We start from the raw sequence: 25,240 nt of genomic DNA, 5'->3' as shown, positions 1-25,240 counted from the left end.
TTCTTATTTCTTCGGCTGATACCGCATATTCGATACATTATAAACCGTGATAAACGCTTTCGGGTCCTCCTGGTTTATAAACTTCATCAGCTTCTGATATTCACCTTTATCTACGATGGTGATGATCTCACGGCGTTTTTCCATGTTATAGGCTCCGATGGCCTCATAGATCGTGGCTCCGCTGTGCAGGTCATGAATGATAAACTGCCTCAGCTCCTCTTCCTTTTTCGTGATGATGCAGACACGCCGCTTGATATTATTGTCAAAAATAAAATGATCCAGAACGATTCCGTTAAAATACGTTCCCAGAATACTTAAGACCACCGTCTTTTTATCATACACAAGCGCCGCGGAAAGTGCCACGCACATACCGGAAAGAGACATGGCTTTTCCAAGTTCCATGTGGAGATACTTATTCATGATCTTCGCCACGATGTCCAGTCCGCCTGAGGATGCATTCCTGTTAAAAAGAATGCTAAGTCCCACACTCACTACCAGAATATAACACAGAACATCCAGTTCCTGGCTGTCTGTCATGGAACCGAAATTTGGAAAAATGATCTCAAACAATCCCAGAAACAACGGCAGCATTACACTGGTATAAACCGTCTTAACTCCAAACTCTCTTCCACAGGTAAAAAATCCAATGATCAGCAATACCACATTCAGGATCATGGTAATCGCCGACAGCTGCAGCGGCACAAAGTTGGAAAGCACGATTCCAAGACCGGAAATACTGCTGACCGACGTATGGCTTGGCACTAGGAAAAAATATACCGCCGCTGCGATGATCGCCACTGCCACGGTGAGGATCACGGTTTCCTTAACGATATCCGCATAATTCAGTTTCTTTTTCATGATTTCAGATACTCTTCCCATTCTTTTTCTTTAGCGCCCACCAGCACCTTGTCTTTCCCAACAAGGATTGGTCGTTTCACAAGCATCCCGTCTGTTGCAAGAAGCGCAAGCTGCTCTTCCTCACTCATCTCCGGAAGTTTATCTTTCAGTTTCATCTCTTTATAAATATTTCCACTGGTATTGAAGAAACGCTTCAGCGGAAGACCGCTTTTTTCCCACCAGGCTTTCAGTTCCTCTGCAGTTGGATTGTCCGTCTTAATATCACGCAAAGTATATTCTGCGCCACTCTCATCCAGCCATTTCTGAGCCTTTTTGCAGGTACTGCATTTTGGATAGCATACAAATAACATCTTATGTCCCCCTGTTCTTCGGCAGTAAATACGTAAATTCACTGCTGTCTTTTTTTTTGCCTACAGCACAGAATTTTTATAGAACTTTTTCACTGTACTGTCCAGGTTTTATTTTAACATAGACGATGCGGTATTTCTATCCTCTTGTTCCGACCATATCAGCTTCGATTTCTGTTTCATCTCATCCACAATTTTCTCCGCTGCATCCAGATCTCCCTTTGCTTCCAGTTCTGTTAATTCCAGGCTCTTCTTTCCGGCCTCCTCACTCATATAATAAACCTCTGTTACCGTTTCCGGGGTGCTGTCGTCTTCCGGTGATACTTCCTCTGTCTTTTTGGAAAAATCCTGAAGCAGCATGTCATCGCCTTTCAGTTCCAGAGTTCCTGCATATGGCGCGTCAATGGCGTAGACGAACTCTGTTTTTCCATCTTCTGTGTACTGTACTTTCATTCGATTGATGAGATTATTGGAAGAATACAAACTGTTATTTTTTACGTACATTCCGCTGTTTTCCAAGGTCATGTATTTTTCGTTGAAATACCAGTGGTCGTAGCCTGCTGCCGCAGCGATGAGTGTCAGGATAACTGCCACTGCTGCTGTCAGCACTCTGCGTATTATTAATTTTTTCCGGATTTTTTTCAGCGCGGCTGCACTTCCGGTATTTGCATTACTTTCAGTATTTTCCGTCCCACCAGTTCCACATCCTGCTACAGAAGCTACAGATGATCTTATCCGGGCCTGCTCCTTTCCCTGCTCTTCTTTCATGATCTCCAACATTTTTCTGCATTCCTGACAGGTTCCCATATGTTCTTCCACCAGCGCCCGACTGTCTTCGCTTAATATCCCATCTATATAAGATGGCATCAGATCCTGTATTACGTCACATGTGATCTTCATATTCCAGCTCCTCTCTGATCTTTACTCTTGCACGGTAATAAGTCACCCGCGCCCAGTTTTCACTTTTTCCAAAAAGCATTCCGATCTCACTAAACTTAAGCTCTCCGAATGTCCGCAGGGAAAAAACTTCTTTATACGGTTCCGAAAGGCCATGCAAAACTTTGTGGATCTCCATAGCCTGACTCCGCTGTGCCAGCTTTTCCTCAAAAATTTCTCCGCCATGGCTTTCTGCTGTTTCCGGCTGCTCCTCTCCGGGAAGTTGCTTTTTCTGCTTTTTCAGATGATCGTACAACGTATTCTTTGCAATCTGGCAAAGCCACACACGCACATCACAGTCACCCCGGAACTGATCTATCTTTTCCAGAGCTTTAAAAAATGTCTCCTGTGTCACTTCCTCAGCCAGCGCTCCATCCTGTGAGATAGAACGGATATACCGATATACAATGTCAAAATATGTCCGGTAAAGTTCCTCAATATTCATCGGCTTTCTTCTTTCCTCCCTTCTCACTTATAAGACGCACTGATCTCAAAAACGTTACAGAAAATCTTTCAAAATTTCGTCCGGTATTTTATTCCGGCGTTTCTTTTAGCACAAACGAAGTGCCCGGTATAAAAATACCGGGCACAGCATTATCAGAATTTTCTTCTGACCTCCTCTTACACTCTGCTACATACCTTCACATCCTTCCATGCTCTTCATAATATTTCTTTTTTTCCGCATACATAAGATCATCTGCTCTTCTCAGCATTGTCTCAAGCTCCGAAGAGCTTTCCTCCCAAACAACGCCAACAGAAACACTGATCCTTTTGGCAGCAATGCTGTCACAGATATCCCGGACCTTACTCCGAAAAATCTTCTCATCCATATCAAAACAGATGAGTACAAATTCATCGCCACCTACCCGGTAAGCATTTTCCGGCAGAATCGCAAGCATGGAACGCGCTGTATTTATGATCAGCCTGTCTCCGGCCTCATGTCCGTAAAGATCATTCACCCGTTTCAGACCATTGATATCAATATATGCTACGCCTGTTTTTATCACTGTTTTTGCCTGCATGCCTTCCAGAACCTGAATATACCTATTCCTGTTATACAAGGTCGTCAGCATATCACGGTAACTCATGTACTGCAGACACGCCTTACGCTCCTTGGCTTTCAGGCTGTCCGTTAAAAAATACTGTATGGATGACAGCAGCGTATGATCCTCATAATGCAGTCTCGGATTATCTACCCCGAGAAATCCTATGATCTTTCCGTCACTGTTTAAAGGAACGGCCAGCAGCCTGGTAATGTCCTGCATCTTCAGAGTCTCATAATACGGCTGCCCCTGCTCCTCCTCAATATCCGGAATATAATACAGGCCATTTTTCCGAAAGCTGTCCATCCAGATATCCAGCATTTCCATGGGAACCTCCTGAAGATTATCCTTCTCAGCAGTCACTCCGTTCATGGCATACTCATAAGTATTTGTACAGACATTCCTCTTTTCATCGATCTGAACAATATAACTGCGATCTCCGTCAAAATACCCGCTGATAATACGCAGCAGATTGGAAATCGCCGCATCTTCATCTTCTCCTGATATCAGCTCCGCAATACATTTATTCAGTATCGTTGCGATCTCAAGTCTTTCCTTTATCTTGCCCTCTCTGCTTATCAGCTGATACATTTCCTGATTCAGCTCCGTCATCGTCACGATAAACATAATGATCATGGAAATACCAACAGAAAACTCAATCAGCGACATTCCATACCAGAATGCCTGCACAGCTGCCGCCACTGCCAGAAGTACAATGCATGACAGCATAGAGAACAGGAGCTTCCGGCTGACTTTCTTTCTGTATTGGAGCAGAAGTGTAAGGTCAATGAACATACCTGCTGCCGGAAGAAGGATTGACATAATATATAACGGTGCCCGATGGTAATAATTATCCCCATCTATGTAATAATACCAGTGAGTAAACTGTGAGAGCACCACAAAAGCAGCCTCCACGGCAGCAATAACATATCCGGCTTTTACTCTTTTTAATGTTCTCCGCTCTTTTTTCGAAAACAGATAAACACACACATAAATATGAAAACACACCAGGACTACGTCACTTAAAAGAAATACGAGAAAACTCGAAATACGGACCATCACACTGCCCGGAACTCCGGGATATCCGCTGAAAATATGCCCCAGGGCATCCATCAGCAATAACAGGGAAGCAAAACTCTCCATCAGGACAAGATACCGCCGCTTTTCCCTGTTATAATTACTGCTCAGAAATATACATAATGCTGCTATGGCACAAAATGCACATCCCCATATAAGTATCGCTACCTGCAGTACTTTTTCATCCGGCATAAAAAACACTCCTCACATTCGTCACTTACAATAAGTATTACACTTTACCGTGTAAAAGTCAACCTTTCAAAAAAATCCCGGAGTACATTGTCATACTCCAGGATTTTGTCGTCAACCGGATAAAAGCAACCGCATTCGCTACATAATTCTACACCAGATAACTGCTTCGCAGTTGATTCAGTTAAAGCTCTTCCCCGCAGGATTCAATCACTTTTTTGTACCAGTAAAAAGAATCTTTGCGGATTCTGGAAAAATCTCCGGTCCCGTCATCATTTTTATTTACATAGATAAGACCATAACGCTTCTTGAATTCTCCGGTGGAGGCACTGACAAGATCTGTACAGCCCCAGCAGGTGTAGCCGATCAGATCTACTCCGTCATGGATTGCTTCCTTCATCTGCTCTATATGGCGGCGCATATATTCAATACGGTAATCATCGTGAATCTTTCCATCCTCTGTCAGCTGATCCACGGCCCCAAGACCATTTTCCACGATCATGATCGGAATCTGATAGCGGTCATAGATCTGGTTCAGAACATAGCGAAGACCAGTTGCATCGATCTGCCAGCCCCAGTCGGAAGCTTTCAGATATGGATTTTTCAGATTGTCACTTCCATTTCCGGCCGTTTTCTCTCCGTCCTTTGTCACGCTGACACAGCTACTGGAATAATAGCTGATGGTGAAAAAGTCCACCGTACCCTTCTTGAGGATTTCTTTATCCTCCTGAAGAACCTCCAGCTGGATTCCGTGCTCCTCAAAGTATCTCGCTGCAAATCCCGGATAATATCCTCTTACATGAACATCACCGGCAATGGAATTGTGGATCTGCCCAAACTGCTGTGCATATAAGATATCATCCGGATGGCAGGTATATGGATAACCATTGTGATAAGCAAGCATACAGCCAAGCATAAACTCCGGATCGATCTCATGAGCCATGGAAACTGCAAGTGCACTTGCTACCAGCTGGTGATGCATTGCCTGATAACGGCTCTGCTCACATACATCCTTCGGGTCCAGCATTCCTGCACAGAATACCGCACCAAAGTCCTGCGTCAGCATATTGATCTCATTAAAAGTCAGCCAGTATTTTACCTTACCTTTATATCTCTCAAATAAAACCTTTGCAAATCGAAGATAGAAATCGATCATCTTACGATTTTTCCATCCGCCATACTCCAGAGAAAGATGAAGGGGATTCTCATAATGAGAGATCGTTATCAGCGGCTCAATGTTATATTTTCTCAGTTCGTCGATCACATTGTCGTAGAACTTAAGGCCTTCCTCATTTGGAGTTTCCTCATCCCCATTTGGGAACACTCTGGACCAAGAAATAGAAAAACGATATACCTTAAATCCCATCTCTGCAAAAAGAGCAATATCCTCTTTCCAGTGATGATAAAAATCAGTCGCCTGGTGATTGGGATAAAATTCTTCCGGTAACGGTGCCGGCGGTGTAAGACGACGTTCCTTATCCACACTTCCTCCTGTCAGGATATCTGCAATGGACGGGCCTCTGCCATCCTCATCCCAACCGCCTTCATACTGGTTTGCAGCGGTTGCTCCGCCCCAGAGAAAGTTTTCCGGCATACGGTTATAATTTTTCATATTTTAATTTTCTCCTTTTTACAAACATCAGGCGGATCTGTTATCTCCGCCTGATGTTTCGTTGTTATTCTTATACAATAGTCAGGAATTTATCTCCTGCATTTACAGCTGCATCTTCTTTTTCCATGCATACTGCTTTGATATAATCAGAAATATTGGTCACAACAACCGGTGTGATCAGATCATATCCTTCTTTCTTAATGGCATCCATATCGAATTCCACAAGAAGCTTTCCTTTTTTTACCTTATCTCCATCAGAAACATGGGATTTAAAATATTTACCATTTAAATTTACAGTATCAAGTCCGATGTGGATCAGAATTTCTGCTCCACTTTCTGTCACAAACATGATTCCATGTTTGCTGTCCATGATATTTGCCACCGTACCATCTGCCGGTGCATAAACCTTACCTTCTGATGGAATGATTGCTGCTCCGTCACCTAAAACCTTATCAGCAAAAGTTTTATCCGGAACATCGGAAAGTGCTTTTACAGTTCCTGCTACCGGTGCACAAAGCTCGATCTTATCTACAAGCGGAGCACTCTGCTGTGCAGGCTGTTTTTCTGTATCTGTGTTCTGTACTTCATCCTCTGTCTCAGCCTTTACATCCTCAAATCCGAAGATAAGCGTAAGAACAAAAGCAGCTACAAAAGATACCACGATCATAATGATTCCATAAATCAGATTGATTAATCCCTTCTCGCCGATAAACGCCGGGATCGCCATGATACAATTCTGTGCAATGTAAAGAGAAACCTGAAGAAGTCCTCCTACGATACCACCGATTCCGGCTGCGATAGAAGCTGCTACAACCGGTCTTTTCAGTTTCAGTGTAACACCATACAGAGCAGGCTCTGTGATACCCATAAGAGCGGACACACCGGCTGCACTTGCCAGCTGTTTCATGTTGCTGTCCTTGGATCTTACAGCTACTGCAAGAGAAGCTCCGGACTGTGCAAGGTTAGAGCATACCTGAGATACAAAAATCAGTGTATCGGTACCACCGGTTGCAATGGCATTCAGTCCGATCGGTGTCAGCGCATGGTGCATACCGGTCATAACGATGAACGGGAAGGTTGCTGCAAGGATACCTACAATAATGAAACCAAGTTTTACGGACAGGAAGTTGATGGCTACCGCAAGTCCGTTACCAATAATTGTTCCGATCGGTCCAACTACGATCAGGGCGATCGGTGCACTGATCAGAATTACCAGTGTCGGGTTCAGGATCAGTTTTACCATTTTCGGTGTGATCTTATCAACCAGAATCTCAATATAATGTGTGATCCATACCATCAGGATAACCGGAATAACGGAATAAGAATAAGTTGCTTTTGTGATCGGCAGACCAAACAGTGTGATGGCCGCATCACCAGCTACCATAGTTACAAAGGTAGGGCTTAAGTAAACACCGGCAATAAACAGTGCCAGTGACTGGTTCACGCGGAAAACCTTGGCAGCATTTGCTGCGATCAGGAACGGCATGAAGTAGAAAGTAACATCTCCGATAAAACTGATCACCTGGTAGGTACTGCTTGTTTCTGATACCAGATGAAAAGTTGTCAGCAGGGTAAGTACAACTTTGATCATACCGGCTGCAGTCAGGGCAGGGATCATCGGGGTCATACATCCGGTGATGGCATCGATAACTTTTGAAACAACACTCTTTGAGCTGTCAGAGTTCGCTGCCGGTGCATCATCGGTAGGAACGCCTTTGTCTTCCAATGCCTTGTAAACAGCGTTTACTTCGTTTCCTGCGATAACCTGGAACTGATCTTCATGCCAGTTAACGCCGGAGATCTCAGAAAGCTTTAAGATCTCTTTCTCGTTGATCTTCGATCTGTCTTTCACATAGAAACGAAGCCTTGTCATGCAGTGGAACAGACGGGTGATATTATCTTTTCCGCCCAGCGCTGCAATCAGTGTGTCTGCAGTTTTTGCATAGTCCTTTTTCATTTGGGGACCTCCTTTAATAATAAATATTGAAATTTATATTAAAGGTCTTGCCTGAAAAGATACGCACATGGCACGTATTTCAGTAACAATCCATTAACACCTAATTTATAAAACAATCTCTTTTCACAGATTTTTCAGACGTTTATGGTCTTCTGTGATCTTCTGGATATGAATCGTCAGATACAGCATTTCGTCCTCAGTCATAGCGTATTTATATTCCTCTTCCATCATAAGATAGATCATTTTTACACAGCCGTAAGCTTCTCTGTACTGCTCCTTGATGATCTTGAAAAGCTCCTGATTCTCATCATAGTGAAGCTCTTTATGAAGGAATCTCTGGGCAAAATATTTCAGATGCGTGAGAAACCGCTGATAATACAGATTATCCTCCTGAAATTCCATATTGTCATAATACTTCTCCACGATGTCCAGGATCTGATGTACGATAATGGAAATCTGATAGCTGTCCGTCTTGCCGCCATCTTCCGCATTCACAAAATGCAATGCAAAAAATCCTGCTTCATCTGCAGAAAGATCTACCTCGAACATCTCATTTACCTTTTTCAGTAATTCCAAGCCGATCTCATATTCCTTATGATAAAGCTGCTTGATATCCAGAAGCAGCATATTCTGAAGGCGGATTCCGTTTTCAAGTCTGGAGATCGCACCCATGATATGGTCGCTAAGGGAAAAATAAATACTGTCATTTAATTTCATCCCCTCTTTTTCCTTCACTTCATTTACAAAAGCTTCCACAAAATCCAGATATTTTTCCGGAATAGCAGTCAGATAACCCTGTATCTCCTTGCTGATCTGGGCATTTTCCGCAGTAAAGATCTTCTCGATCCTGGACTCCTCCACTTGCTGTCCTTTCTTTTTCTGAAAGGCAATTCCGCAGCCCTTTACAATAACTTCATGTCCCTGTCCATCCCTGGACAGTATCAGATTATTATTCAAAATCTTATGGATAACCATATTCCTGTTCCCCCGCTGCCAGACAAATAAAAAAAGACCATTACAGTATATAGAAAACCTATTCCTATACTACTATAAGGTCTTGCCTGACGATAAATAAATATTTCAGTAACAATCCTTCTGATTCGTAACTATTTAATAACTGTACGTAATAGTATCAGAAAAAATATATGTTGTCTATCTGGAATATTTAATAAAATATTTATAATATTTTTGTGAACTTTGACAAAATCCCCTGATGATCCTGCCATACGGATCAACGGGGGATTTTCTGTTCAGCTTTTTATTCTTCAGATCTCTTTTCCCTTTGTCGCAACGACATGTACAACAAACGGTACAAACAATGTAATAAACGCCGCATATCCAAGGTATGCATATCCCTTTTTAACAACTGTCATCAGACCGAACTGTGCGATGGCAAATGCCAGGAATGTAAAAATCGCTGTGAAAACTGCATTTCTTCCAAGGTGTCCCTGCGCTTTTTTCGCCGGGCTGTCCATACGACGCTCCACTGCATTTACGCAGCGGGTCACAATACCGGAGATCATATTTACTGCTGTGGAAATAGCTCCAAGGATGATCAGCAGAGAAATGATCGGTGTCAGGATACCGGCGCCTACACCGTTCTGGACCAGTACCAGCATCGGTACCGAGGCAGATGCCAGTTCACTTACATATGCAATGGCAAGAAGTCCGAGGATGGAAAGCTCCATTGCACAGAAGTTGCATACAAACATCCAGATCGCTGCTTTGTTGATCTGTTTTTCGTCCGTTACATCCTCCATGTGCTGGTACATAACAGAAACAGATGCCAGCTGGAAGAAGAAATAAAGGACTGCTGAATAGAGGGCCGGTCCAAAGGCTCCGCTCTCGGAGGAAAGTACAGTCATTTCTCCGGAGGACATAGTATGGATGGAAGCTGTGATATCTCCCCACTGTGCAATGATATTCGGAACAAGTACCAGTACAAGACCGATGATGATCAGCACACTTAATGTAGAAGCACATTTTCTTACGACATTGGTTCCGAAAAGCGCGATCACAAAGATAAATGCTGCAATGATCAGTGTACAGAGCCAGTACGGGATCCCGAACAGTGTCTGCAGTGTGGAACCGCCGGTTGCAAAGGCTGCTGCTGATGCAGTTCCGATCATGATCAGGTAACAGATCTCATAGAGATTGGACATAACCGGTTTCGTTTTTCCGTAAAGACTGTCGGAAAAGCTTCTGTAATCGTAGGTTTTGTGTTTATAAGCATAGCGCATTCCATACCAGAAAAACAGTGCATACAATCCCTGTGTCACTGCCGGCAGGATCAGACACCAGATACCGTAGTTGATAAAGTACTGATAGATCTGCGCTCCTGATGCGAATCCACCTCCGAACTGTGTGGTAAATGCGACGAACGCAAGTCCCATAGCCAGAGGCATTTTACTTTGTAATGATTTATTCTGACTCATCTCTCTTTCCCCCATTTTTTATTTATTATATTCGATGACTTTTCCCGGATTCAGGATCAGTTTGTCATCGAAAGCCAGCTTGATGGCTTTATAAAGAGCGATCATTCTCGGGCCAGCAAACTCTTCCAGGAATTCCAGACGTCCGTTTCCGATACCATGCTCACCGGAAAGCTGGCCGCCCAGTTCTTTGGACAGTGCATACAACTCTACCAGGCTTGCGTGGGTGGCTTCTTTCCACTCCTGGTCGCTCATTTCCGGTCCACGGAGCATCTCTGTATGGATGTTACCGTCTCCGCAGTGTCCGCAAGGCTCTACACGGATTCCGTGTGCGCTTGCAATCTTTTTGGCTGCTTTTACATACTCTGCGATCCTTGCTCGTGGAACAACTACGTCACACTCTTCCTGTGCGACAGAATCTGCTTTCATTCCTTCCAGGATTCCGCCTCGGACACTCCATACAGCACCTGCACGCTCCGGCGTTCCTGCGATACAGCAGTCCAGAGCTCCATTTGCCAGAGCTGCTTCCGCTGCTGCCTCTACTGCGCTGTCAAGTTCCTGCTTACTGGAAGCATCATACATAACGATCAGCACTGCTTCTCCCTGTTTTACCGGGAACATTTTGTTTAGATTACGTTCTACGATATCGATCAGTTCTCTTTCCAGAAACTCGATGGCTGTTGGCACAAACGGCAGCTCCAGAACCTTCGGGACCATGTCTGCACATTCCTCAAGACTCCTGAACGGCATTACAAGGGTACAGGTGCAGGTCGGTGCGGGAAGAAGCTTCAGCGTTACCTGAGTCAGGATACATAAGGTTCCCTCTGAGCCGATCACCAGATCTTTTACATCATATCCCGTTGTGTTCTTCACAACGTTGGATGAAAAATTCATGATGGAACCATCCGGCATAACTGCCTCGATACAACGGACGAAATCCCTGGTCAGTCCATATCGTACCGCTTTCATGCCACCGGCATTTGTGATAACATTGCCGCCGATGGAAGCTGTTTTTTCGCCTGGGTCCGGCGGATAAAAAAGTCCTCCTGCTGCAGCGGCTGCCTGGATATCGATGAGAAGTGCTCCCGGCTCCGCTGTGATGGTCTGGTTCTTTCTGTCGATCGGAAAGATCTTGTTCATGCGCATCACAGAAAGCATAATTCCACCATATTTACAGGTTGCTCCGCCTGCAAGTCCGGTTCCTGCGCCGCGGCATACCACCGGGATATTTTCTTTATATGCGTAAGCCATGATGGCTGAGATCTCTTCTTTATTTAAAACCTCCACATAAAGCTCCGGAGGAAAAACTCCGTACTCCGGCATCTCATCACGATAATATTCTTTTGCGATCTCGTCGCCGACCCATACACGATCTGAAGCAGTCACAGAACGGATGTAGTCAAAATCTTCTGAAGTCATTTTTTTATAGGGATATGCCATGACTTAATCCTCCTTCCGATTCTTTATCAGCTCTGTCAGCTCCGGTACAACCTGGTACAGATCGTCCACGATGCAGTAATCTGCAACATTAAAGATCTGTGCCTCCGGATCATTGTTGATCGCTACGATACAGTCAGATCCTGTCATGCAGGAGGTAAACTGGATGGCACCGGATACACCGCAGGTGATGATCAGCTTCGGACGGACAGTTCTTCCGGAAAGTCCGATCTGATGTGCAACATCTCCGAATCCGTTTTCTACCATAGGACGGGTGAAGGCAAGCTGTCCGCCAAGGGCATCTGCCAGTTCTCGGCACATTTCCACATCCTTTTCATTCCGGACACCACGGCCTGCTACTACCAGAACATCCTCTTCCTCAAGGCTCTTTACCTTATCAATGACCCTGGATGACAGAATCTTGATCCTGGAATCTGCCATTTTTTCATTTACCGGACATACAACCACCTGACCATGCGGATTTTTTACTTTTTCTGCCTTGTCCATAACCTTATAACGAACCGTGGCAAACTGTGGCCGTGATTTGGTGATGCCGATCTGAGCCATGATATTTCCGCCGAAAGCCGGTCTGATCTGGATCATATCGGTGTTGGAACGGATATCCAGAGTTGTGCAGTCTGCAGTCAGTCCCGTATGGAATCTGGTGGAAAGCCTCGGCGCAAGAGAACGTCCCAGCGCAGTAGCTCCGATCAGCACAGAGCTTGGTTTGTTTGCTGCGATACAGTCTGCAACTGCGTCTGTATAACAGTCTGCGCGGAAGCCTTCGAAGCCTTCATGCTCATATACGTACACATTGTCTACGCCATACGGCAGAAGCTTTTCCGCATTTTTCTTTGTTCCTTTTCCTCCGACGATCACACAGTTAACCTGATAACCGACTTTGACAGCCATCTTTCTTGCTTCTCCGATCAGCTCAAAGGTAACCGGATGGATCTCTCCTCTCTCCTGCTCCACATAGATAAGAAAGTTTTTCCATTTATCCTTGTCAAAGGATTTCGCCTTCTGCTCAAACCGGATAGCTTTCTCCGGGCAGTTACGAACGCAAAGCCCACACATACGACAGGCATCGCCTACAACAATTCCATTTCCCTCTATGGTAAGGGCCCCAAAAGGACATTTCTCCACGCATACTCCGCAGAGTACGCATTTGTTTATATCAAATTTTAAAAATTCCATGTTCCGCTTCCCCCTATATGATCTTCTTTCCGGTCAGGAGAGCAACAAGCTTGTCTGCCTTTTCCTTTGCAGTTCCTTCCAGATAAACCTGTTTTTCACTTTCCTCCGGCGCAAACATTTTTTCCACAGAGGTGGGGGAACCGATCAGTCCGTAACGGCTCAGATCCTGATCCGGCATATCTTCAAAGCTTAAGATCCGTACCGGACGGTCTGAAGTTGCCTTCTTTAATAAATAGGATGGCAGACGTGGCACGCAGGTATCCTTGTCAATGGTTAAAAGACATGGATACGGAATCTCGGAAACCTGGGAAACACTGACAAGATCCTGACGGACCTGAATGCTTTTTTCATTGACGTCCATGATCTCAGCTACCCATGCAGCATGTGGGATGGTCAGATGCTCTGCAATGGCCGGTCCAACCTGGGCTGTGTCACCATCTGTGGTCTGTCTTCCGCAGATGATCAGATCTGCACCGCCGATCACCTGGATTCCCTGTGCTAACGCATAAGAGGTTGCCAGAACATCCGCTCCCGCAAATTTTCGGTCTGAAAGAATCACGCCCTCATCAGCACCCATGGTATAAGCATCCCGGATCATCTCTTCCGCCTGAGGCGGTCCCATAGTAAGAACGGTTACAGTTCCGCCTGTTTTTTCCCGGATCGCAAGGGCTGTTTCCAATGCAAACAGATCATATGGATTAGTCCTTGTCTCACCGGACATTCGTTTCATGGCACCGGTTTCCGGATCGATATCAACCTTGGAAGTTGCCGGTACCTGCTTCATACATACAACGATCTTCATTTTCTATCTTCTTTCCTGTATTTTCACTTTTATTTTTTGCTTTAAAACGTTAAACAGCTGTATAAGTATAGCATTAACGTGGTATAAAGTCGAGAGGGTTTTGGTAAATTCTGCACAAAAAAGCATTGAAAAAACTTTTAAGCATGCTATAATTACTCTCCGTTATCAAATAAAGCAGACATATGAATCTTTACAATATCACATCGATCAAGGAGCATATATGTAATGGAAGACATCCGTGCAATCTACAGAATTTTCAACAATCTAAAATATGAAATGGAAAATAATGGATGGGTCTATCAGTGGCATTTAGGCGATGAACCTATAAAAGTAACTCATAAATTTAACCCTCCTGTAACACCTGAAGAATTTCAGCTGTTTGAAAAATATTTTCCCAATATGAAACTTCCTGCCTCATACAAAGCTTTTTTATCCTGCTCAAATGGCATGGAACTTTTTTGCGGAGAGGAAGGCAGTTCTTTAGTCAGCTGTACCATTTATTCTTTAAAAAGAGCGCTCAAAGAAAAGGAATCTTGGAATAGTACGCCTATTTTATCTGATCCGGAGTTTACATATCATCTTCCTGTTCTTTGCTTACAGGACATCGGCGATATAACCATGGATCTTCAGGCTGTATCAGAAGGCAGAGACGATTACCTATGCTATCCAGCTCCAGATACTGATCGTTTTAATATCCCTTTTAATGAATGGCTGGAAAGATATATCGTATGCCAGGGGCATGAATTCTGGTATTTCTTGAATCCATAAAACAGAAATTTTATGAATATTTTTCGTAAAAATACCCCGGAAGCCTTACGGTTCCGGGGTATCTTACGTTTGGACACAATGTACCTTGCGGTACTCAATATATATTAAATTAGGATGTTATACTAATTAACGGTTACTCGATAACTGTAGCAACACGTCCTGATCCTACAGTACGTCCACCCTCGCGATACTTTAATCCCGTTTTACCTCATATTTTTTATGGTTTTCTATCCAAAATACAGTGAAAAACGGCTGATTTGCACCATCTATTTTTATTTGCCTGATTTCTTGGCACCGTTTTGGCACCGGAATCCCTGGTCGAAAAGATTCTTTTCTACAGTTGCCCTACTCTCATCTGTCAACTTCATATTGCGCCGACAGTTTCAGGCGGTTATAATCAGAATATGGGTGCTACCATAACGGTAGGCGGTTAGTCCTTCAACAGAGGGTTGCAGAGTGCCACTGGCACTCGTTTTGCAACGACCGAAGTGAAACGGAGACCTGTGACCCTCTGATTACATAGAAACCCAAAAGGGAATCCACTGGAAAGAAGAACTAAGCCAATGAGTATTGTTGACTTCATAGCAGTAGTGAGCTTCGGCCTAACCTGCTTTTGTATCGGATATACATTAGGCAAGGATAATCATAAACCACAAAAATAACCGCCCAGTCTGCAAACTAAGCGGTTATTTTTGATAGATATTCTAAATAGTAAAACGGACTAACCGTCTATCGGTAGCACTCTTTTTTCTATAAGCATATTATCACGCATCTGTAAGAATGTCAAAAAGTTCTTTTTCATAGTATGTAATACGAATTTGAAAATACTTATAAGCCGAAAAAATACACCAGTACCAGCTTGATCACAGCAGCTCCACCAAAGGCAACAACTGCAGTTACAACTAATTGCATAGGTTTTGGGAAATTTTCGAACACAAAAACTTTCCTACTCTTGCTCCGCACCTTGCTTAAAGATCCTGTCGTAAATGCTGCTATCATTATGACTGACACAGATACCAAGGTCTCACAATAGCCGGCAAGCTTTCCTAACACATCATTATACATATATGCACCTGTTTCATGCAGAATCCAGTATAGAACCAATGCACAAACTCCCATGACACTTTGGAGCTTCATTTCCTTAAAAATCTTCTCTTTCTCTGTAGTTGCATAATCTGACATTGTTTTAGCAATTTTTCTTTCTTCTTCGTTCATCATCTCGCTTTTCCTTTCTCCACTGATAATCTCAGGAATGCTGATATCATAATAATCTGCAATATCCACAAGAATACTGATATCCGGCATATTGTTTCCGGTTTCCCATCTGGATACGGTCCTTCCAGAGACATTTAATATTTCTGCCAACTGCTCCTGTGTAATGCCTTTTTCTTTGCGAAGTTTTTTTAAAAAATTCCCGATTTTTACTTGGTCCACCTCAACTCCTCCTTTCATCATCAAATATAGAATCTGTTATCTGCAAATAACACGACACAAAGCGAGAAATGTCGTATTTTCACTAATAGACACAGTTGTCTATGCGTTTTTCATTTTTTCAATTATACAAACTGGAATTTATATAATTATCTCTCTAACTTTCCCCATTTTATAGGCTTTCCCGCCTGTCCATTAGTGAAATGATATGTAGTTTCCCTTATTTTTGCCCTTATGAGATAATCACAAGGGAAATAAGGGAAATTTTTTAGTCATTGCCTACCACTTTATCAAGAAGCCGAACCGATTTTCGTTTCGCATCTCTTGTGGAGTGAGCATAGACGTTCATTGTGGTACTGACATCTGAGTGTCCTAACAATTCCTGCACATCTTTTGGGGCAGCTCCATTTGCTAAAAGGTTGCTTGCATAGGTGTGACGTAACTGGTGGAAATGAAAGCCTTCAAATCCCTCTAATGTTTTTGCTACCTTTCTGCATACCGTTCCCAAAGTAGTCGGAAGTTCCAGACAGCCATCAGGTCTTAAGCAGACGAAAGAAATTTCTTTATAATCTGCCGGGACTTCCTCTGTTCTGTCTAAGCAATAATACTCGTAGTACACTCTGTTTTTCTCTTTGACCTCTTTGTAGTAGTTCGTGTGATAAAGTTCTCCATACTGCATTCGATTTTTTAACTGCTCTTTCCGGGCATTACGGAAAATCTCTACCAGCGTATCTCCAAAATCAACAATCCTCACTTTTTTCCGCTTGGTTGGTCCGATGATATATTTGCGTTTTGAGCCATCATATCGGATGCTGCGTCTTATGGTAAGGCATTGTTCTTCCAGATTTACGTCCTGCCATGCCAAACCACAGGCTTCTCCAATACGAAGCCCGGCATAATAGGCTATCTGGATTGGAAGTATTGCGGCTGGGTTCTTTTTTTGAAGATACGTAAGCAGTCTTTCATAATCTTCTCGTGAAATTGGTTGGATATTTCCGTCCATGTCCTCATCCGAAAACAAATCAACTTCGTCCGTCTGATACCGCAGTTTAATATACTGCATGGGATTGAACGTAATATACTGTTTTGGAAATACTGCAAAGCGGAAGGACTGCTGCATGACTGCGGAAAAAGAATGGATGTAATCTTTGCTGTAACCCTTTTTCTCTTTTCCATCGGGATGAACTCCCCCAAAGGAAAGCAAATCAAAGAAGGATTGCAAATGCTCAGAGGTTACATTTTTTAATTTCCGTTCTGCCAATGGGTGTTTCTTGATATTTCGGATTGTTCCGAGGTAATTCTCCACAGTACCATTGCTGAGCGTACCTGTTTTTAATTCCTCCTCTGCCCACACATCCAGAAGTTGTCCGACTGTGAGATTTTCCGCTTTGGCAACAAATTTCTTTTTTTCATAATCATCCATTGCCTGACGGAGCAGCTTTTCAGTTTCACTTTTGCTTTCTGTTCCAACGCATTCTTTTTGAACAAGATTGCCGCTTGCGTCCTCTACATAGAAGCGGTAGTACCATTTCTTTCCTTTTTTTCTTACAGATCCTTTTGCCATAATCGTATATCTCCTTTCGATATTAGACAATCGGAACTGATGAAATGCTTCGTGCGTGTAAGTATATCATAACTCCGGTTGTCTTACTATACCGATTCGGAATCTTCGTATAAGACTTCTGATAAAAGATTTGCAAGCCTTTGTTCTGCTGTTTTTGGTTTCTTGGAATAGAGCCTTACAACGTCTGCCATCTCATTAAGAGCATTGATGGTAGGAGTGATTTCCCTTAAGAACATAATCTCATTATATTCCTCATTCGATTCAAACCCTATTGTTTTGGCAATATCCGTCTGACCAGCATTCCCCTTGAAATTTTTGCAGGCGAACTGGAAGGAATCCAAAAACAGACCATATTGTTTTAACATCAGCAGTAATAAATCTTTTGAAAAAGCATCTTCTTCTTTGGTAAGGGCAAGCGGTAACTGTTCCAGAATATCTCCCATCGCATCACGAATCTGTAACTCTCTCTTATCCGTAATGTCGGTTTCATATTCATCTGTTTCCCCTTTGAGCCATTCCACAGATACATGGAGTGCTTCCGAAAGACCTTCCAGCACCATTTTTTTCGTATTGTCAATCGAACCATTCTCATAACGCAGGATTGTAGAAGCGGTAACCCCCATCTTTTCTGCGACATAAGGCTGTGTCAGATTCAATTCCAGACGGCGCTGTTTTACTCTGCTGCCTATCAGCTTGCGTAGTTCTTTATCTTTCATGCTGACTGCCTCCTTTTTCGGTATGTATGAATTATAGCATTGTTTTTCTAAAATTGCAATATGCAACATAAAGTTTGTTTTTGATATTTCGTAACGCTTGACAAAAAGATATGAAAAGGATATACTTACATCACAAGAATTGCATAATGCAATTTATAAGGAGGTGATTATATGACGCAAAGAAAAATTGCATTATCCATCGAAGAAGCTGCTGACTATACGGGAATCGGCAGAAATACCTTAAGACAGCTTGTAGAATGGAAGAAACTTCCAGTATTAAAGGTTGGTCGCAAAGTCCTGATTAAAACCGATATTCTGGAAATGTTTATGGAAGCTAATGAAGGTCGTGATTTGAGGGATAGAGGAAATGTAAAAGCCGTAACAAGAACTGCGGCAAATTAAAAAGGCGGCTTCCGAAGAAACCGCCAAAGGTTCTATCAGACCGAAGCCATGATATACCTACACGCAAGAAGATTATACCATGTGCTTCTTCTGATACGCAACCGAGAACTTATGTTTGTGAAGGAAAGGAGAATGTAAGAATGGCAAAATCAACAAAAAGTTATGAAGAACGAATGCTTGAAATGGAAAAGAAGGAACAGGAAAGCCTTGAAAAAGCAAAACGATATGCAGCACAGAAGAAAGAACTTCTAAAACGAAAGAAAGCCGAAGAAAGTAAAAAACGAACCCATAGGCTCTGTCAGGTTGGCGGTGCGGTGGAATCCGTTCTTGGTGCGACTATTGAGGAGGAAGACATCCCAAAGCTGATTGGTTTTCTGAAAAAGCAGGAAGCCAATGGGAAATTTTTCTCAAAGGCAATGCAGAAAGAAACAAATACCGATATGGAGGAAGTGTAATGGCGGATGGGATGAGTTTTTCATTCCCTTCATTGCTTTTTCATGAAGGGCGCACTTATGGACAACCAGAGGTCGTCCCAATAAGTTTGCCACAAGTGGCAACCGGTCTGCGCTCACGCTTGCCGGGCTCGTTCCGTCGGCGGGGCTTTCAGCCAGACCTGCTCATGCCACAGGAGGCACTCTTCGCCAGAGAGGCGCATTCCATGCAGGCTGCTATGCGCAGGGCACTCTTACGCAGAGGGCGTTCTGGCAATGCTGCTTTTTCTAAAATCGAAAGCAATGTTGCCGGAAATCTATACCGGATGTGCAGAAAGGAGGAATCCAGATATGGCGATTTTTCATTACACAATCAAAATAGTCGGACGAAGTAAAGGGAAATCTGTTATCTCCGCTTCCGCATATCTCAATGGGGATGTGATGAAAAACGAGGAAACCGGGAGAATCAGTTATTACACTTCTAAAAAAGAAGTGGTCTACACCAGTCTGATGATGTGTGAAAACGCACCTCCTGAATGGCAGATAGTACCAGAAGAAAATATAAAACGCTTTCAAAAATCTGTCCGCTACAAAAGGTCAGAAGATAAAGAAGCTGCTTTAGAAAAATTCAAAATCACATTTCAGAAACAGAGGTTATGGAATGAGGTATTGAAGATTGAAAAAAATGCAGATGCCCAACTTGGCAGGTCATTTGAATTTGCCCTCCCCAAAGAATGGAGCAGACAGGAACAAATTCAATATACAACCGACTATATCCAAAAAACTTTTGTAGATAGAGGAATGTGCGCTGATTGGAGTATCCACGACAAAGGGGATGGCAACCCCCATGTCCATCTGCTTCTAACTATGCGTCCTTTTAACCCGGATCATTCTTGGGGAAAGAAAGAAGTCAAGGATTGGGATTTTGTCAGAGATAAAAACGGAAATATCGTGATTGATGAATCCCATCCGAACTGGTGGCAGGATAAGAAAAACCCTGACCGTCATGGAATCCGTATCCCTGTATTAGACGAAAACGGAATTCAGAAGATTGGAGCAAGAAACCGCCTGCAATGGAAACGGGTGCTGACCGATGCTACTGGATGGAACAATCCAAAAAATTGTGAACTGTGGCGGAGTGAATGGGCAAAGGTATGTAATGAACATCTGCCTTTGCATAATCAAGTTGATCATCGTTCTTATGAAAAGCAGGGAAAACTCCAGATTCCTACCATCCATGAAGGAGCTGACGCAAGAAAGATTGAACAAAAGTTTTTTGCCGGGCAGGAAATAAAAGGCTCGTGGAAAGTAGCGGAAAATCAAATCATAAAACAACAAAACACGTTATTGCAAAAGATACTAAACACCTTTGGGAAAGTATCGGGTGCATTATCATTATGGAAGGAGCGATTAAATGACATTAGAAGAAAGCCGGGAAATTATACCCTTAATGGAATCCATGATTGGTCAAATCGAAGAACAGCAGAACCTAATGGCAGAAATGATTCTGGAAATGCAGAACCGGGACACTCAACTCTCTCTTATGCAAAAACAGAATCAGAAATTACAAAAATTAAACAACGAGTTATCCGAGCTGCTCAACATTTTGCCAAATACCGAGGAACTGCTTTCCAAGATGGAAGAACAGAAAACGAAGATAGAGCTTTTGGAAAACGAAAATCAGCAATGGCAGAAATTGGCACAGAAGCTGAACAGCGAAAACAGTTTATTACTGAAACAGAACACCGAATTGCTGAACTGGAACAGCAGATAGAGAAAGGACGTGATATAGATGAACGAATCCAGAGAATCAAAGAACGCCGAACAGTTGGAAGAACTTCTGCTCTTGACCGAGGAGATACAAGAAGAACTAGAACAGAAAGAACAGCTTATCGTGGAACTGAAGACGCAGCTCAGCGAATCTCTGACCTTGAACGAGAAATTAAACAAAGAGAACAGAGCCGGGAATATTCAAGCATTAAAGAACGACTTGAAGCTGGCAGACAGAGCATTGCGGATCGAGAAAGAGAAGTTGCGAAGCGCAAACGTCATGATAGAGGAATGTCAAGATAAAATATGCTATTTAACACAGGAACGGGATTATGCCCGGACACATCAGAAAATCGTAGAAATACCGGTAGAAAAGCCGGTACTCTATGAAAAATGTGAAGCCTGTAACCGGACAGCCTATCAGAATGCAAAAGCAAAATACGAAACACAAAAAGAGCGACTTGCAGGACAGTATAAAGCAAAAACGGTAATGTTCCAAACAACCTTGTTCCTTCTTGCATGGTATTCGTTGACAACCACTCTTTTTCAGGCAGTACAGTCAGATATGTTCCTTGTCGATTGTAAATCATTCTTCAATGATTTAGCATCATTCATACAAACCTTTGTCGGATGGACGATTGATGCCGGGCATTCTGCGGCACAGATTAGTACAAAAATTCCAAATGCTTTTATAGCCGGAATGGTATATTGGTTATTGCTAATATTGATTGTAGGAATATGTATGGCAGGAACAGGGATGCTGGCGATACTGATAGAAATAAAGGTTATAGAATTATATAAGAAAAACTGTTGGGATGTTATTACTCTACTAATGATACTGACAAGTGTTGCTATTGTCATTTATTTTGGAGAATCAATCAAAAAAGTACTGTCAGTAAATCTTCTATTGCTTTTCGTACTTTCGCAGGGCGCATATGTTGGAATTAGATGTTATCTTAAAGTTTGGTTAGAAAAAAGACCATATTAGTATTTTCAACTTACTGTATAGACAGTAAAATTACTCCATACCAGCCTAGTGAAAATTTACTGTATGAAAAGAAGTATTACAGAGAAAAAAGGCTGTAAAAACAGGAACAGCCAGCCCGAAAGAATTTACGGACTGGCTGTATCAGCAGAGTAATGTAATTGTGGAGCTGACCGAGATATGAAAAGCTTTCTATCATCAATTTCGCATTATTGCAATAACAGATTGCTTCTTCCATGAATGAATAAGCAATATTGTCATCAAACTTTCAAGCATAAACATAGCAACAGCAAAAAGAGTAAAAGCAACAACCGGAAATACAAATCCCGTAGACATGCCTGCATTTTTCAAAAATATACCGATTGCATATCCGCCGGGGATTCCAACAACAGCAGTTATAAGCAATGCAATCAAAGTAGTAAAAAGACCTTCCATCATAAATGCTTGCTTCAACTGCTTATTTGTCATACCAATAGATTTTAGTGTGCCCATTTCCTGTTTCTGTGATAAAAGATTTGTCACAGTAAGATTGATTTGATTGATGACCGCAAATATCCACAAGATGGCTGCAATCGCATAAGCTAATGTAAAACCTGCACGATTGTCTGATTGGTGTTCTACAATAAAATCTTGAAGGGTTTGTAAGCGAACATCCCTATTGTCAGAAACGAGTAATTTGAGTTCTTGCTCGATTATCTCCTGATATTCAGCTTCTGCTTGTATTTCGATTGCGTATGTACAGTCATAACCTGCAAGTTCTTTGAGCATATTTTCCGGCATTCTGAAAATATAGCCACCCATTCCATCATTGCTGGAAGTGATTGCACCAATTTTGAATGCTTTTGTTATTGTTTTACCACTATGATTTTTGAAATTAAAGGTCACAGTATCCCCAATTTGAGGTTTCCAATGGTAAACATCATAAATACGTTCGGGATCACTTACAACTAATTCTGTATCATCAGTAATATTTCCAGACAAAACCGCTGCATTTAGCGACGCCAAATCCTTTTCATTATAGCCGAGCATCAAGGTGCTATCTGAAATATCATTGTCTGTTGAGAAATCAACTGGTACGGTAGCATAAGTAAATATATTGCTAACTCCCTCTATATCTCCAACACGCTTTACATAATCAGAAAAATATTCTTTCTGCAAGAGAGCATCCAAATTTTCACTTTCGTTTTCTAAATCAATGCTGATTTTGAAATCTCCGTACTTCATATCCCAATAACGAGCCATACTCTCGGCATTAAAAGAACTCTGATAACTTGCTGCAAGGAAAAATATAACTCCGCACAGTCCCAATGATAAAATGGTCAATAGAGATTTTTTTCTGTTTCTGGAAAAGCTGATTTTCGCTAAATATACAGGCGTAATACGATGTCTTTTGTGAGTGCGGTAATTTACAATTCCCACTGGATTTTTCAGGGCGGAAATTGGAGAAGTATTCGCTGCAATTTTTGCTGGTTTACGAACACTAATATAAACAAGCAGTATTCCAAAAAGGCATGCGCCACATAGAGAAACAATAAATGCAAATACTGACCAGCCTTTTGATTGCAGACAATAGCTGATGATCGTTCCCATGATACTACCAATTAAAATCCCCGGAACTGCAAGCATATAACCCTGTTTAAGAACTATTTTATAAATTTGCTTTTTACTTGCCCCTATTGTCCGAAGCTGTCCGAACTCAGCAACTTTTTGTCCAACCGAAATATAGAAAATGCTGTAAATTACAAGTGCGGCAGCTAAAAACAAAATGGCAGCAACTACACCATATACCGCATAATTACTGAAGGACAAAGTTGTATTTACATAATCATAGTAACTGCTGACTGTCCAATTATTCAGTCCAGTCTCCTCTGAAATTTGAGATAATATTTCTGTTGCTTCGTCTTTTGTAAGGGTATCTGCATTTTCAAGCCAAACATATCCATTAAGCAGGTTATTTCCACGTAATTCCCGGCATTTTTCAAGTGAAACAAAAACAGGATAAGCGGTAGAAGTTTTATCATGATAAATACCAACAATAGTATAATTCTTCAAAGTACCATCCAGATTCAACTGAACTATGGCGTTGATTTCCGGAGACTTATTTTCACTGGCAAAAAAGGCATCTGTAACAGCAATTTCACTTGCTTTCTCTGGATATTTTCCGTCAAAGGCAGGAATCAAACTAAGCATGTCATCATCATAATAAATCAGAGACAGTTCTTTAGAATTTTCTTTCACTGTTTTGATATTACAGGAAAGTCCTACACTTTTTACTTCTTCGTTTGCTAACAACTTTTCTTTACTGTCCTGCGTAATGTCAAAGAAAATCCCTTGATGTAATCCTTCGATTTCTTTCTGATTTTGATAAATGATATTTTGCACTGTGAGCAACGACATCATTATCATAGCAACGGCTACAATAATTGCCGAAAGGCAAAATAAGTTTTTCTTCTTATCAAAACGCACACTTTTTCGTGCTAATTTTTTAATTACTGCACTGGTATCATTTTCAAAAGGATAATTCATAATTCCCACCTCCTTTAGCCAACAATTTTACCATCTTCAATCCGTACAATGCGGTCTGCGAGTTGAGCGATCTCGTTGTTGTGAGTAATCATTACAATGGTCTGATTAAATTCTCCGCTGGTATGCTTCAAAAGCCCTAACACATCTGCACTGGTCTTGCTATCAAGATTTCCGGTCGGTTCATCAGCAAGGATAATCGCAGGCTTCGTAATTAAAGCTCGTGCAATCGCTACACGTTGCTGTTGACCGCCTGAAAGATTGTTCGGCATATTTTCCAGTTTATCTTCTAAAGCCAACATATACACAACTTCGTCCATAAATTTCTGGTCTACTGTATCGCCATCCAGTTCCACAGGCAGGACGATATTTTCATATACATTCAAAATCGGAACCAGATTATAATTTTGGAAGATAAATCCGATGTTACGACGGCGGAAAATTGTCAATTCATCATCATTCTTTTTTGCGAGTTCTTCTCCCCGTACAATCACGCTGCCGGAAGTGGGGGTATCAAGTCCTCCCATCATGTGAAGCAATGTAGACTTACCGCTGCCGGAAGTTCCAACTACGGCAACAAATTCTCCCTGTTCCACAGTAAAATTTACACCATTAAGGGCACGAGTAATATTTGGTTCTGTGCCGTAATACTTCTTTAAGTCGATTGTTTGTAAAATGCTCATATTCAAATGCTCCTTTCAAGGCTTTCTATCTGTTGATAAAGCCATTGTAAACCACAAATGTTACACAAATGTCCGAGATA

General features: G+C 42.2%; 23 protein-coding genes. 6 read left to right on the top strand and 17 right to left on the bottom strand.

The window, feature by feature from the left end; translation table 11 throughout:
- Window positions 1-3: 3 nt before the first annotated feature.
- The 12 genes from BN3261_RS14680 to BN3261_RS14625 all read right to left on the bottom strand — a co-directional run bounded on the left by BN3261_RS14680 (window position 4) and on the right by BN3261_RS14625 (window position 13,887).
- Entirely contained in the window at window positions 4-858 is an 855-nt protein-coding gene (locus tag BN3261_RS14680) for a YitT family protein (RefSeq protein WP_015526335.1), read from the bottom strand.
- Complete coding sequence (locus BN3261_RS14675) at window positions 855-1,208, bottom strand: arsenate reductase family protein (protein WP_015526336.1); 354 nt, start codon at window positions 1,206-1,208, stop codon at window positions 855-857. Before BN3261_RS14675 ends, BN3261_RS14680 begins: the two co-directional genes overlap by 4 nt.
- A 108-nt stretch (window positions 1,209-1,316) precedes the next feature.
- Window positions 1,317-2,105 carry a zf-HC2 domain-containing protein gene (locus BN3261_RS14670; RefSeq protein WP_059086642.1) on the bottom strand — a complete coding sequence of 263 codons (789 nt, stop codon included), beginning with the start codon at window positions 2,103-2,105 and terminating at the stop codon, window positions 1,317-1,319.
- Window positions 2,089-2,586 carry an RNA polymerase sigma factor gene (locus BN3261_RS14665; RefSeq protein ID WP_059086641.1) on the bottom strand — a complete coding sequence of 166 codons (498 nt, stop codon included), beginning with the start codon at window positions 2,584-2,586 and terminating at the stop codon, window positions 2,089-2,091. Before BN3261_RS14665 ends, BN3261_RS14670 begins: the two co-directional genes overlap by 17 nt.
- A gap of 196 nt (window positions 2,587-2,782) precedes the next feature.
- Window positions 2,783-4,453: a sensor domain-containing diguanylate cyclase gene (locus BN3261_RS14660; RefSeq protein ID WP_059086640.1), complete on the bottom strand. Its 1,671-nt coding sequence runs from the start codon at window positions 4,451-4,453 to the stop codon at window positions 2,783-2,785.
- A gap of 181 nt (window positions 4,454-4,634) precedes the next feature.
- Window positions 4,635-6,062 (bottom strand): glycoside hydrolase family 1 protein, encoded by a 1,428-nt coding sequence (locus tag BN3261_RS14655; RefSeq protein WP_059086639.1) that lies wholly within the window; start codon window positions 6,060-6,062, stop codon window positions 4,635-4,637.
- 70 nt (window positions 6,063-6,132) lie between these two features.
- Complete coding sequence (locus tag BN3261_RS14650) at window positions 6,133-8,019, bottom strand: beta-glucoside-specific PTS transporter subunit IIABC (RefSeq protein WP_059086638.1); 1,887 nt, start codon at window positions 8,017-8,019, stop codon at window positions 6,133-6,135.
- A gap of 123 nt (window positions 8,020-8,142) precedes the next feature.
- The gene (gene licT, locus BN3261_RS14645; protein WP_059086637.1) at window positions 8,143-8,994 is read right to left on the bottom strand and encodes a BglG family transcription antiterminator LicT; all 852 of its coding nucleotides are present in this window, start codon (window positions 8,992-8,994) and stop codon (window positions 8,143-8,145) included.
- A gap of 290 nt (window positions 8,995-9,284) precedes the next feature.
- Window positions 9,285-10,454: a YkvI family membrane protein gene (locus BN3261_RS14640; protein ID WP_059086636.1), complete on the bottom strand. Its 1,170-nt coding sequence runs from the start codon at window positions 10,452-10,454 to the stop codon at window positions 9,285-9,287.
- A gap of 18 nt (window positions 10,455-10,472) precedes the next feature.
- Window positions 10,473-11,891, bottom strand: a complete 1,419-nt coding sequence (locus tag BN3261_RS14635; protein WP_021976221.1) for an FAD-binding oxidoreductase — start codon at window positions 11,889-11,891, stop codon at window positions 10,473-10,475.
- A 3-nt stretch (window positions 11,892-11,894) separates the two neighbouring features.
- The gene (locus BN3261_RS14630; RefSeq protein ID WP_059086635.1) at window positions 11,895-13,085 is read right to left on the bottom strand and encodes an electron transfer flavoprotein subunit alpha; all 1,191 of its coding nucleotides are present in this window, start codon (window positions 13,083-13,085) and stop codon (window positions 11,895-11,897) included.
- A 13-nt stretch (window positions 13,086-13,098) separates the two neighbouring features.
- Window positions 13,099-13,887 carry an electron transfer flavoprotein subunit beta/FixA family protein gene (locus tag BN3261_RS14625; RefSeq protein ID WP_021650628.1) on the bottom strand — a complete coding sequence of 263 codons (789 nt, stop codon included), beginning with the start codon at window positions 13,885-13,887 and terminating at the stop codon, window positions 13,099-13,101.
- Window positions 13,888-14,112: 225 nt separating this feature from the next.
- Between BN3261_RS14625 and BN3261_RS14620 the strand changes: the two genes are divergently transcribed.
- The gene (locus BN3261_RS14620) at window positions 14,113-14,655 is read left to right on the top strand and encodes an SMI1/KNR4 family protein (RefSeq protein ID WP_015526348.1); all 543 of its coding nucleotides are present in this window, start codon (window positions 14,113-14,115) and stop codon (window positions 14,653-14,655) included.
- Window positions 14,656-15,483: 828 nt separating this feature from the next.
- On the opposite strand, the gene BN3261_RS14615 is transcribed toward BN3261_RS14620, so the two are convergent.
- From BN3261_RS14615 to BN3261_RS14605, 3 genes are all read right to left on the bottom strand, one after another.
- Window positions 15,484-16,110: a helix-turn-helix domain-containing protein gene (locus tag BN3261_RS14615; RefSeq protein WP_059086634.1), complete on the bottom strand. Its 627-nt coding sequence runs from the start codon at window positions 16,108-16,110 to the stop codon at window positions 15,484-15,486.
- A gap of 244 nt (window positions 16,111-16,354) precedes the next feature.
- On the bottom strand, window positions 16,355-17,650 hold the full coding sequence (locus tag BN3261_RS14610) for a tyrosine-type recombinase/integrase (protein ID WP_008394179.1): 1,296 nt from the start codon (window positions 17,648-17,650) through the stop codon (window positions 16,355-16,357).
- An 86-nt stretch (window positions 17,651-17,736) separates the two neighbouring features.
- Window positions 17,737-18,366, bottom strand: a complete 630-nt coding sequence (locus tag BN3261_RS14605) for a helix-turn-helix domain-containing protein (protein WP_015530715.1) — start codon at window positions 18,364-18,366, stop codon at window positions 17,737-17,739.
- Between the two features lie 171 nt (window positions 18,367-18,537).
- Between BN3261_RS14605 and BN3261_RS14600 the strand changes: the two genes are divergently transcribed.
- From BN3261_RS14600 to BN3261_RS14580, 5 genes are all read left to right on the top strand, one after another.
- Window positions 18,538-18,768, top strand: coding sequence for a helix-turn-helix domain-containing protein (locus BN3261_RS14600; protein WP_004843519.1), 231 nt, complete (start codon window positions 18,538-18,540; stop codon window positions 18,766-18,768).
- A 140-nt stretch (window positions 18,769-18,908) separates the two neighbouring features.
- Window positions 18,909-19,223, top strand: a complete 315-nt coding sequence (locus tag BN3261_RS14595) for a hypothetical protein (RefSeq protein WP_008394181.1) — start codon at window positions 18,909-18,911, stop codon at window positions 19,221-19,223.
- Window positions 19,223-19,594, top strand: coding sequence for a hypothetical protein (locus tag BN3261_RS14590; protein ID WP_015561462.1), 372 nt, complete (start codon window positions 19,223-19,225; stop codon window positions 19,592-19,594). Before BN3261_RS14595 ends, BN3261_RS14590 begins: the two co-directional genes overlap by 1 nt.
- Entirely contained in the window at window positions 19,551-21,272 is a 1,722-nt protein-coding gene (locus tag BN3261_RS14585) for a MobA/MobL family protein (RefSeq protein ID WP_015530716.1), read from the top strand. Before BN3261_RS14590 ends, BN3261_RS14585 begins: the two co-directional genes overlap by 44 nt.
- Complete coding sequence (locus BN3261_RS14580; protein WP_008394183.1) at window positions 21,250-21,957, top strand: DUF6040 family protein; 708 nt, start codon at window positions 21,250-21,252, stop codon at window positions 21,955-21,957. The genes BN3261_RS14585 and BN3261_RS14580 overlap by 23 nt, the downstream gene beginning before the upstream one ends.
- A gap of 195 nt (window positions 21,958-22,152) precedes the next feature.
- Here BN3261_RS14580 and BN3261_RS14575 read toward each other — a convergent pair whose 3' ends face one another.
- Window positions 22,153-24,480: an ABC transporter permease gene (locus BN3261_RS14575; RefSeq protein WP_006859032.1), complete on the bottom strand. Its 2,328-nt coding sequence runs from the start codon at window positions 24,478-24,480 to the stop codon at window positions 22,153-22,155.
- A gap of 14 nt (window positions 24,481-24,494) precedes the next feature.
- Window positions 24,495-25,160, bottom strand: coding sequence for an ABC transporter ATP-binding protein (locus BN3261_RS14570; protein WP_006859033.1), 666 nt, complete (start codon window positions 25,158-25,160; stop codon window positions 24,495-24,497).
- Window positions 25,161-25,240 lie beyond the last annotated feature (80 nt).

This window comes from Blautia massiliensis (ex Durand et al. 2017), from assembly GCF_001487165.1.
Taxonomy (GTDB): Bacteria; Bacillota; Clostridia; order Lachnospirales; family Lachnospiraceae; genus Blautia_A; species Blautia_A fusiformis.
Note: the sequence above shows the minus strand (reverse complement) of the source record. Positions and strands in the feature narration are given on the sequence as shown.